Source organism: Pseudomonas sp. LAIL14HWK12:I1 (assembly GCF_003202095.1).
Taxonomy (GTDB): Bacteria; Pseudomonadota; Gammaproteobacteria; order Pseudomonadales; family Pseudomonadaceae; genus Aquipseudomonas; species Aquipseudomonas monteilii.
In genome coordinates, this window is record NZ_QJKG01000001.1 from 512685 (window position 1) to 523225 (window position 10541).

Annotated in this window: 7 protein-coding genes; 5 read left to right on the forward strand and 2 right to left on the reverse strand. The window is 62.5% G+C overall.

Features of this window, described 5'->3' with window-relative positions; translation table 11 throughout:
* Positions 1–35: 35 nt before the first annotated feature.
* A complete protein-coding gene (locus tag D906_RS02395; protein ID WP_027615099.1) occupies positions 36–1646 on the reverse strand; it encodes a hypothetical protein in 1611 nt (536 codons plus the stop codon).
* Positions 1647–1792: 146 nt separating this feature from the next.
* Between D906_RS02395 and D906_RS02400 the strand changes: the two genes are divergently transcribed.
* From D906_RS02400 to D906_RS02420, 5 genes are all read left to right on the forward strand, one after another.
* A complete protein-coding gene (locus D906_RS02400; RefSeq protein WP_050580620.1) occupies positions 1793–3157 on the forward strand; it encodes a dipeptidase in 1365 nt (454 codons plus the stop codon).
* 8 nt (positions 3158–3165) lie between these two features.
* Positions 3166–4041: a formylglycine-generating enzyme family protein gene (locus D906_RS02405; RefSeq protein ID WP_019096330.1), complete on the forward strand. Its 876-nt coding sequence runs from the start codon at positions 3166–3168 to the stop codon at positions 4039–4041.
* A 21-nt stretch (positions 4042–4062) separates the two neighbouring features.
* Complete coding sequence (locus D906_RS02410) at positions 4063–5157, forward strand: aminotransferase class I/II-fold pyridoxal phosphate-dependent enzyme (protein WP_027615100.1); 1095 nt, start codon at positions 4063–4065, stop codon at positions 5155–5157.
* Positions 5158–5270: 113 nt separating this feature from the next.
* Positions 5271–6920, forward strand: a complete 1650-nt coding sequence (locus D906_RS02415) for a cyclic peptide export ABC transporter (protein WP_016711670.1) — start codon at positions 5271–5273, stop codon at positions 6918–6920.
* Between the two features lie 118 nt (positions 6921–7038).
* Positions 7039–9450 carry a TonB-dependent receptor gene (locus D906_RS02420; RefSeq protein ID WP_019096332.1) on the forward strand — a complete coding sequence of 804 codons (2412 nt, stop codon included), beginning with the start codon at positions 7039–7041 and terminating at the stop codon, positions 9448–9450.
* 83 nt (positions 9451–9533) lie between these two features.
* Here the strand turns inward: D906_RS02420 and D906_RS02425 are convergent, their stop codons facing one another.
* A complete protein-coding gene (locus D906_RS02425; RefSeq protein WP_027615101.1) occupies positions 9534–10505 on the reverse strand; it encodes an alpha/beta hydrolase in 972 nt (323 codons plus the stop codon).
* Between the last annotated feature and the right edge of the window lie 36 nt (positions 10506–10541).

A 10541-nucleotide genomic window follows, 5' to 3' on the forward strand; every position in this document is an offset into this window, starting at 1 on the left:
CTACCTGCTGCAACACCGGCCAAAAATCGTCAACGCTACAAACCGTCACGTCGCGGGCCGGGTGCCAGATGGCGGGCATACCAAGGCCGCTGAGGCACCCTGTCGGCCAGGCGATCGCCGTCTTCTTCAGGGCTGAAAATGACCTGCAAGGCCAGCTTCATGGTCTCGATGTCCAGTTTCCCGGTGCCGCCGCCATTGCCCAGCCCCCAGGCACCGCAACCTTCACGCGAAGGCCCCAGCCAAGGCTCGGCCACACGCACCCAGCGCCCTGGCGCAAACCACGGAATGCCATCGATCATCTTCGGCTTCACTTCCCCCGGGTGCGCCTGCTGGTGGGCCAGGTACCAATCGTTCAGGCGGTCGTCGATCCAGCCATGAAAGGCCCAGAACACCGGGTTGACGTGGGAGGAAAACGGATCGCCGAGGAAGTCGTTCTCGGCGCGGAACCAGCGTTCGGAAAAATCGTAGTTGCGACGCCCGTAAGGCATCGGGTAATCCGAGTTCGGGTCACGCCCCAGGGATGCCCAACGCATGTGCAGCCAATCGTGGATCCCCAATTCGATGCGTGAACCCAACTCTCCCAGACACAGGGTGCTGAGGTATTGCGGATCATGCAGCTGGGCCTCCCACAGTTGGAAGTTGGCGTGCAGCCCTTGGCTGCTCTTGACGTAGTACAGCCACTGGCTGAAGGCTTCATCGCCGGCCGCCTGCCAGTTGGGCGGGACGCTGTAGCCGTCGCGATTGTCGAGGTAATCGAAAAACGCCTGAACACCCTGCCCGATCGATGGACGTGCCGCAGGCAGGCTTGCCCAGGAACGCAGGTCCTGGACCTCGCGCACGCCATGCAGCATGTGCCGATGCATGAACAGAAAATCCTCGCCGGAGCCGTTGCGATGGCGATCATGCCCGCGTGCGTTGCGCTCCTTGCCCAACGGGCCGACCTGCCAACCCAGCGCACGCACCATCTGCCGCCGGGACTCATCGATGCGGTGCCAGCGATCGCGGCTGGCGTGCCAGAGCTGGTGATAGTAGCGACGCTGCGGTGAAATCAGGTCCTCGTGCAGGGCCGCCACGTATGGCAGCCGCTCACGCGCCAGAACGAACGGTCGGCGGACGGCGACAAAGCTCGCTTGCGCCCCGGAATGCCCCGCCTGCGTCCCTGCCAGGCGTACGTGCCCGCTCAGGGTTGCGCTGCCTCCACCCTCGCTCCAGTCGCCCCATATTTCATCCAGCACGGCATCGCAATCATAGGCCTCGCCAGAACCCGCCATCATCTTCAGTTGCACCTTCGGCAGCCGGTCGGCAGCCAGCGGGCCGTATACCTGCAAACCCTGACCGCCATAGGGCGCAGTACCCAGGTAGCCGCGCACGGCACGGGCACCCTGCCCTACGTCGAGCAGCAGCTGCTGCGGCCGGGCCAGCTCGGCCAGTGCCGGGTGATCGCTCGTCATGCGCCAGTCCCAGATCCCGACCAGGCGTTCACCTAACAGCGCATTGGGCAGGTCATCGACCGGCACCGCAGGCTCGTCACTGCTCAGCTCCGCTTCCTCGGCCCGCTGCCACTCCTGCCGTGCGTAATAGCCGGCAGGCAGTGCTACACCGGCGGCCACCAGGCCCGCCAGGATCTTACGACGTGACACTTTCATCCACTGTACTCATGACGTGACTCCTGCTGCGAAAACGAATGGTTGAGGGAGCGATTTAGAGGGTTGCTAAATTCTCTTGGGCTCGGCTCGTTTCACCCAGCAAGTTCGAACGGCATGGGGCCGTCGTGCAGGCGGTCGAGTACGCAATGAAGAAACAGGCTTTTTTTTCGCGCAGATGGCCATGGGCTTTGGCACTTCTGCTCTTGCTCCTGGTGGCCGCAGGCGCCTGGTGGTATTGGGTCTACCTTGCCAAACACCCCTACGGCCGGGAAATCGAACAGCGGGCCAACGCCCTGCAGGCGCGCATCCCGGCCCTGGATGCGCACCTTGACGTGCCGCTGAGCTATGGCACCGATGGCGAGGAAGCAAACCGTGACGGCCCGACCCAGTTCGACCTGGTGAAAGCCGCCAAAGGCCGCCTGAGCGGCGCCTCGATCGCAATCTGGTCATGGCCGGAGTTCTGGAGTGGGCCCAATTGGCCGCACCGCCCCACACCCGGATTCGAGGCGGCGATGGCCAACGAACTGGAAGTTCGCTATCGGATCATCACCAGCATCGCCAAGGACTACCCTGCGCAGGCCGGCATCGCCTACACCCCTGCCGACTTCCGCCGGCTGGTCAGTGAAGGCAAGTTCGCCATCATCATCAGCCTGCTCAACGCCGCCCCCCTTGGCGACGACATCGACAAGCTGGACCACTGGGCCGCACGCGGCATGCGGGTGTTCGGGCCAGGCTACGTCGGCAACAACAGCTGGGTCGACTCGGCGCGCCCACTGCCCTTCCTGGGCGATTCGGTCGACCCGCTGGGCGGTCTTTCCGACATCGGTCGTCGCGCCATCACCCGGCTCAACGACCTTGGCGTGGTCATCGACGTCTCGCAGATGTCCAGCCAGGCCCTGACCCAGGTAACCCAGCTGAGCCGCGCACCGGTCATGGCCTCACACACGGGGGTGCAAGGCATGATGGACATTCGCCGCAACCTCAGCGACGCGGACCTGGCACACATCAAGGCCACCGACGGGCTGGTCAACATCGTGGCCTACTCCCACTACCTCAAGCCGTTCTCGCGCCCGACCATCGAAAAGATGAACGCGTTACGCGCCAAGCACGGCCTGCCAGACGTACAGAACCAAACCCAGATGGGCACCACCACCGACCCGGTGTTCTCGATCTGGTCGGAGAAAAAGTTCGGTGAATACCTCACGCCGTTCTACGACATCCTCGGCGCCGAGCCCGAAGCGACCCTCGCCGACTACGTCGACTCGATCGACTACGCGGTGAAGAAGATCGGTATCGACCATGTCGGCATCAGTTCCGACTTCAACGACGGCGGCGGTGTGGTTGGCTGGGAAAATGTCAGCCAGAGCCGCAACGTCACTGCCGAACTGATGCAGCGCGGCTACTCCGACGAAGACATCGCCAAGCTCTGGGGCGCCAACTTCCTGCGTGTGTGGGAAGCCGCCCAGAAGGCCGCCAGGCCGGCCCCTCCTCCCGTTGCCCACTACCCGTAAGGAAACCCATGAAACGGCTGACCTCACTGATTGCCCTCGGTTGTCTCTCGCTGTCGCTCGAAGCCCTCGCTGCCGACCCGGCTGCACCGGGCAAGGTTTTCAAAGACTGCAAGGATTGCCCGGAAATGGTCGTGCTGCCTGCCGGCAGCTACGTGATGGGTACCCCCGATGACGAACTGGGCAAACAGGACGATGAAGGTCCGTTGCACACTGTGACATTCGCCAAGGCGTTCGCCATGAGTCGCTTCCATGTGACTGCCGGGCAATGGCAGGCCTATGCCAAGGAAACCCACACGGTGCTGCCCGACGGCGACGACCGCCCGGGGCGGCTGTGCAAGAACGGCAAGCCCAGCTACCCGCAAGGCCCGACGCAGCCTGCGGTCTGCATGACCTGGGATGAGGCGCGCGGCTACATCGCCTGGCTCGCCAAGAAGACCGGCAAGCCCTACCGCATGGTCAGCGAGGCCGAACGCGAGTACGCCGGCCGCGCCGGCTCCACCGGCCCCTTCCCGTTCCCCTTCGACCAGGAAGGGGAATATCAGATCAGCAAGCATGCCAACACCTACGGGCCGCGCGATGGCTTCACCTACACGGCACCGGTCGGCAGCTTCCCTGCCAATGCATTCGGCATGTACGACATGCATGGCAACGTCTACGAGTGGGTCGAGGACTGCTGGCATACCGATTATGTCGGCGCGCCCACCGACGGCAGCGCCTGGACCACCGGTGGTACCTGCACACACCGGCAGATTCGCGGCAACGACTACCTGGAACCGCCCATCTTCTCCCGCTCGGGCAACCGCAACGAGCGCGAACCCGACGTGCGCGGCGACTGGCTGGGCTTTCGGGTAGCCCGCGCCCTTCAGGACGGTGAACCCAACTGACAATCCACAGGGAGAGTGACCATGCCCACCTTGAGCAGACGCCGTTTCGTCGCCGCCGCTACCTTGACCGGCCTCGCCCCCGCCATGCCCGCCTGGGCGGCAGACGCCGCGAGCGACCCACCGGCGGACGACGCCATCATCCACCTGGATTACAACGAGAGCCCGTATGGCCCCTGCCCTTCGGCACTCGCAGCAATGCACCAGGGTGCTCGCCAGAGCGGCCACTACTTTCCGGAACACGAATATCGCCTGGCTGAGCTGTTCGCCCGGCAAAACCAGGTACCCGAAGACCATGTGGCTGTCTTCTGCGGCTCCCGCTCGCCGTTGCAGTACGCCTTGGCTCGCCACGCCGAAAAGCGCAGCGTGGTCACCGCCGCGCCGACCTATGACTCGGTGGCCAATGGCGCCAGGGCTGTGGGCGCAACCGTGCATGAGGTGCCGCTCGATGCCCGTCACGCCCATGACGTACGCGGCATGCTTGCCGCCACCCGGCAACCCGGGGTGCTGTACCTGTGCAACCCCAACAATCCCACGGGCACGCTGACCCCACGCGCCGACATCGAGCACCTGGTCACCCACAAGCCGGTAGGCAGCCTGGCGATCATCGATGAGGCCTATATCCACTTTACCGACGCGCCCTCCTGCCTGGACCTGGCGGTCAGCCATGACAACGTCATGGTCCTGAGAACGTTCTCCAAGCTCTATGGCATGGCCGGTGCCCGCCTGGGGCTAGTGGTCGGCAAACCGGCATTGCTCGCCGACCTGCAACGCCTGAACGGCTACAACTTCGTGCCACTTGCCGCCGCCATGGGCGGCATCGCCAGCCTGCAACAAGAAGGCCTGGTCAGTGAACGAAAACACATCAATCGAAGCATTCTGCGGAACACTATCGAGGCCCTGCAAAAGGCCGGCTACCGCTGCACCGACGCCCAGGCCAACTGCTTCATGGTGGCCCTCGGCCGCCCCGTCAAACCTGTGATCGAGGCACTCGCGCAACGCAACATCCGGGTCGGGCGGGTATTCGAGGCGTGGCCGCAATGGATGCGTGTCAGTGTGGGTACGCCGGCGCAGATGCAGGCCTTCCTGAAGGCGTTTCTTGAAGTCATGCACGGCTGAGGTCAGCCGCCTAAATCCACCCTCCGCGGCTTCGTTTAACACCTACCCAACAGCAGCGCACGCAAGGCGCTGCTCCCCCCGCCAGCGTCGGCTGATCTACTCAGGAGCACATCATGTCCCAGCCCACCCGCGGCGCCGTGCAGGACCTCTTCGCCCTGCTCAAGCCGTTTAAATACACCGTCGCGCTTTCCGTCATCCTGGGCATGGTCGGCGGCCTCAGCATCACCTTTCTGCTGGCCACCATCAACCGGGCCCTGCACGACGATTCCGGCCTGACCCAAGGCGTGGTCTGGGGCTTCGCCGGGCTTTGCCTGGTGGCCCTCGCCAGCTCGGTGTTTTCCGACATCGGTAGCAACCGAGTGGGCCAGCACATCATTGCCGCCTTGCGCAAAACGCTGGGCGAGAAGGTGCTGTCGGCCCCCATCGAACAAATCGAGCGCTATCGCAGCCATCGGCTGATCCCGGTGTTGACGCACGACGTAGACACCATCAGCGATTTCGCCTTCGCCTTCGCGCCCCTGGCGATCGCCCTGACCGTCACCCTGGGCTGCCTGGGCTACCTGGCCATGCTGTCCTTGCCCATGTTCCTGCTGATCCTGACCGCTATCGCCCTCGGCACCGTCGTCCAGTACATCGCACGGGCCCGGGGCATGCAGGGGTTCGTCGCGGCGCGTGATGCCGAGGATGAGCTGCAACGACACTACAATGCGATCGCCGGTGGCGCCAAGGAGCTGCGCATCCACCGCGCTCGCCGCCAACGCATGTTCAGCCGCAACATCCAGGGCACGGCCGACCTGATTCGTGATACCCAGATCCGCTCCATCAATACCTTCGTCATCGCCAAGACCTTCGGCTCGATGCTGTTCTTCGTGGTCATCGGCCTGGCGCTCGCCTTGCAATCGTTATGGCCCAACAGCGACAAAGCGGTCATGAGCGGTTTCGTCCTGGTGCTGCTGTACATGAAAGGCCCACTGGAATACCTGATAGGCACGCTGCCAATCATCAGCCGCGCCCAGATCGCCTTGCGCCGGGTTGCCGAGCTCTCCGAACGGTTCTCCTCGCCAGAGCCGCACCTGCTGCTCGAAGACAAGGCCAGCCAGCTGCCCGCCTTGCGCACCCTCGAGCTGCGTGATGTGCGCTTTGCCTTCCCCCCGGTCGACGGCAACGCACCGTTTACCCTGGGGCCGGTAAACCTGCAGATCCGCCAGGGCGATATCGTTTTCATCGTCGGCGAGAACGGCTGTGGCAAGACCACCCTGATCAAGCTGCTGCTCGGCCTGTACCCGCCGCAACAGGGCGAGATTCGCATCAACGACCAGCCCATCACCGCGCAGGATCGCGACGATTATCGCCAGCTCTTCACCACCATCTTTTCCGATTACTACCTGTTCGACGACCCCTTCCTGGGCGCCAGGCAGGTGCCAGAGAGCGCCGAGGTCTATCTCAAGAGGCTTGAAATCGCACACAAGGTCAGCATCCGCGACGGCAGCTTCACCACCACCGACCTCTCGACCGGGCAACGCAAGCGGCTGGCGCTGATCAATGCCTGGCTCGAAGAACGCCCGGTGCTGGTGTTCGATGAGTGGGCTGCAGACCAGGACCCGACCTTCCGGCGCATCTTCTACACCGAACTGCTGCCCGAACTGAAACGCCTGGGCAAGACAATCATCGTCATCAGCCACGATGACCGCTATTTCGATGTCGCCGACCAATTGGTGCGCATGGCGGCCGGCAAGGTGGTCGTCGAGGCGTGCGTCGCCTGATGCAATAAAAGCGAAACATTTGCATTCCGGTTTGTCATCAGCCGTGCGTCATACCCCTAGTCACCCTAAAAAAAGATCTGCCCAGCCTATCCACTCAACATCTACAACGAGCACCGAAATGCCCACCCACCTTCGATTGAATCACCTGACCCGGGCGCTTGGCCTTCGACGCGCATTCAACGCCCAACTGCCAGCACTGGCCCTGAGCCTGGCCCTGCCCTTGGCTGCCCAGGCGCAAGATCAGCAACTGACCTTGAATATCCCGGCACAGCCCTTGAACTCGGCGCTGAAGGCATTTGCGGAGCAGACCGACGTGCAGGTGTTGTATGAGCCCGATGCCGTACAGAACCTGCGCTCAGGTGCGTTGAGCGGCCGCTACAGTCTGGATGAGTCGGTACGCGTGCTGCTTAGGGAAAGTGGCTTGCGCTATCAGCTGCGCGACAACACCTTGACCTTGCAGGCGGCCTACGAAGGTGGCAGCGCGATGCTACTCGACGCCACGAGTATCCAGTCCAGAACCCTGGGTGCCACGACCGAGGGAACAGGGTCTTACATCACCGGTTCCACCAATACCGCAACGAAGCTGGCGCTGTCGCCTCGCGAAACCCCACAGTCGGTCAGTGTGGTGACGCGTCGCCAGATGGACGACCAGAACATGCAGTCACTCGACGATGTCGCGCGCGCTGCCACCGGTATCAATACCGTGAAGGACTTCGGTACCGAGCGTTCGCGTTACTTCTCACGGGGTTTCCAGGTCAACGACCTGCAGTACGACGGTGTGCCAAGCAGCATCTCGGAAAGTTTTTCCATGGACGTCACTTCGGTGAACAACATGGCGATCTATGATCGGGTCGAGATCGTTCGCGGCGCGAACGGCCTGATGCAAGGCGCCGGCTCGCCCTCGGCAGCGATCAACCTGGTGCGCAAGCGCCCGGGCGATACCTACCAGATGAAGGCCGAAATCGGCGCAGGGTCCTGGGACAACTACCGCGGCCAGATCGACGTTGGTGGCCCGCTCAATGCCGAAGGAACCCTTCGCGGGCGCACGGTCATGCTCTACAGTGCCGGCAACAGTTTCGTGGACAGGGCCAACAAGGACAACCAGCTGTTCTATGCGATCGGCGAAGCCGACCTGAGCGACTGGACAACGGTCAGCCTGGGTACTGTGTTGCAGAAGGACAACAATGGCGGATATGACTGGGGCGGCTTGCCAACTCAGAAAAGCGGCAGCTTTTACCCCTTCTCCCGATCGACTTCCTTCGCGCCGGGCTGGGCACACCTGAACAAGATCAACCGCACCGTGTTCGGCGACGTTCGCCACGAATTCAACGAGGACTGGAAGCTGACCGTGAACGGCAGCATGACCTGGTCCAATGCTGACTTCCTGGCCTTGTACGGCACCAACGTGGGCAACGACCAGCTCCAACTGCGTACCAACGATACCAAGTACGACGACGAGCAGATCAGCCTCGATGCGGCCCTCAATGGTGCGTTCGACCTGTTCGGTCGCAAGCACGAGCTGGTCTTCGGTGCTACGGCACGCAAGGATCGCTTCATTAACGAATCGCGTTACAACAACAACCCCACGACCGTCGACATTCTCGATTTCGACCCTCACCTGGTCGCCACCCCTACCTACAGTGGCGAGCGCGAGCAGTACCGGGCGGTGCGCAAGGACAAGGGGGTTTATGCCGCGACGCGCCTGAACGCTACCGACGATCTGCACGTGATTCTGGGCAGCCGCCTGAGCTCGGTGAAGTACGAGTCACCGGATGAGATGGAACCGTTCGAGGAAAAGAACAAGATCATCCCGTATGGCGGCATCGTCTACGATGTCACCGACAACACCTCGGTCTATGCCAGCTACACCGAAATCTACCAACTGCAGGCCAACTATGGCCTGGATAACAAGTTGCTCAGCCCGATCACCGGCACCAACTACGAAGTCGGGATCAAGAACGAGTTTCTGGGTGGCCGCGTCAACACCGCCATCGCGCTCTTCCAGGTAGACCAGAGCCACATGCCTCAGAAGATCAACGGAGATGGCAAATGTGGCCCAGGCGGTGCCTCCAGTTGCTATGAGGAAGGCGGCAAGGTACGCAACCGTGGTTTCGACATCGAGGTCGGGGGTGAGGTCCTGCCGCAGTGGAACGTGATGGCGGGGTACACCTACAGCCATCCCGAGTATGTCGCCGGCGCCAGGAAAGGTACTGACTACTCGACCGAAACGGCCCCGCAACGACTGTTCAAGGTCGCGACCAACTATCAGTTGCCTGGCCGCTTCCAGGACTGGAGAGTCGGTGGCAACGTCTACCACCAGAGCAAGATCTACCTGGGCGATGTGAAGCAGAGCGCCTACAACCTTGTCGATCTCAACACGCAGTACAAGATCAACAACAACTTGAGCGTGCAACTCAACCTGAACAACGTGTTCGACAAGAAGTACTATTCGTCTGTCTTCAACAGCAACCTGGGCAACTACTTCGGCGCACCGCGTAACTTCGGCCTTACCCTGCGCTACGAAAACTGAAGCCGCTGGGCTGACCTTAGCCCGGAATGCAAAAAATCCGATGCCCGGAAACGAGCATCGGATTTTTTGCGTCCCGGCCAACGTTATCGGCTGCCGATACCTTCGGCCTGCAACCAACGGCGCACGCCGACGGCCAGCTGGTCGTAGACCTCCGTGACTTCCGGCACGATGGACAGTGTTCGCAGCAGATCGTGAGTCAGGCCCTCTGCCACGATACATTCAACGTCCACCCCGGCCTGCTCAAGCCGCGCCGCGTAGGCCTTGCCTTCATCCAGCAGCGGGTCCAGGCCTGCCAACAGAATGATCGCAGGTGCAAGCCCCGCAAGCTCATCCGCCAGCAACGGTGAGAAACGCCAATCCCGGCGGTCTTCGTCGGACTGCGCGTACTGCGCGTAGAACCAATCTAGTGTCTCGTCTTCCAACAAATACCCTTCACCGAACACGGTGTGCGACGAACGCTTGCAGCTTGCATCCGTTATCGGGTAGCACAGCAGCTGGCCAACAGGCGTTATCGCCGCCTGCGGGCCCTGCCTTGCAGCTTCGATCGCCAGCGCAGTGGCCAAGGTGGCACCTGCGCTGTCGCCGGCGAACACGACCCGGGCCGGGTCGAGCCCCAGGCGGCGACCCTGGGTCGCCAGCCACTGCACGGCATCTGCGCAGTCCTCGTGGGCCGTCGGAAACCGGTGTTCCGGGGCAAGCCGGTAACCGACCGAAAGCACCGCGCAACGGGTACGCCCGGCAAGCTCTCGGCATACGCCGTCGTGCGAATCCAGGCTACCCACCACGTAGCCCCCACCGTGGAAATACAGCACCACTGGCAAGTTCGCGCCCGCGTCAACCGAGGGTCGGTAAAGCCGTAACGCAAGCGAACTGCCATCGCGCACGACAGCCGCCAGGTCTTCGACCCGCAGATCCCAAGGCACGGGCCAGCGCAGTCGTTGCGAAGACGACTCGAAGGTTGCCCGTGCCTGGGCCGGAGAAAGCGTGTGCAGCGGTTTGATATCCAGGTTCAAGCCAGCCAGGTCGAGGAAGGCTTCCAACGCGTTATTCAACATGAAACTCCCTAAATGTTCGGCGCTGCTGTTCCCGGC

Excerpts from the sequence above, each read along its gene's own strand:
- D906_RS02395 (WP_027615099.1), bottom strand. The coding sequence starts at position 1,646 with ATGAAAGTGTCACGTCGTAAGATCCTGGCGGGCCTGGTGGCCGCCGGT.
- D906_RS02400 (WP_050580620.1), top strand. The coding sequence starts at position 1,793 with ATGAAGAAACAGGCTTTTTTTTCGCGCAGATGGCCATGGGCTTTGGCA.
- D906_RS02405 (WP_019096330.1), top strand. The coding sequence starts at position 3,166 with ATGAAACGGCTGACCTCACTGATTGCCCTCGGTTGTCTCTCGCTGTCG.
- D906_RS02410 (WP_027615100.1), top strand. The coding sequence starts at position 4,063 with ATGCCCACCTTGAGCAGACGCCGTTTCGTCGCCGCCGCTACCTTGACC.
- D906_RS02415 (WP_016711670.1), top strand. The coding sequence starts at position 5,271 with ATGTCCCAGCCCACCCGCGGCGCCGTGCAGGACCTCTTCGCCCTGCTC.
- D906_RS02420 (WP_019096332.1), top strand. The coding sequence starts at position 7,039 with ATGCCCACCCACCTTCGATTGAATCACCTGACCCGGGCGCTTGGCCTT.
- D906_RS02425 (WP_027615101.1), bottom strand. The coding sequence starts at position 10,505 with ATGTTGAATAACGCGTTGGAAGCCTTCCTCGACCTGGCTGGCTTGAAC.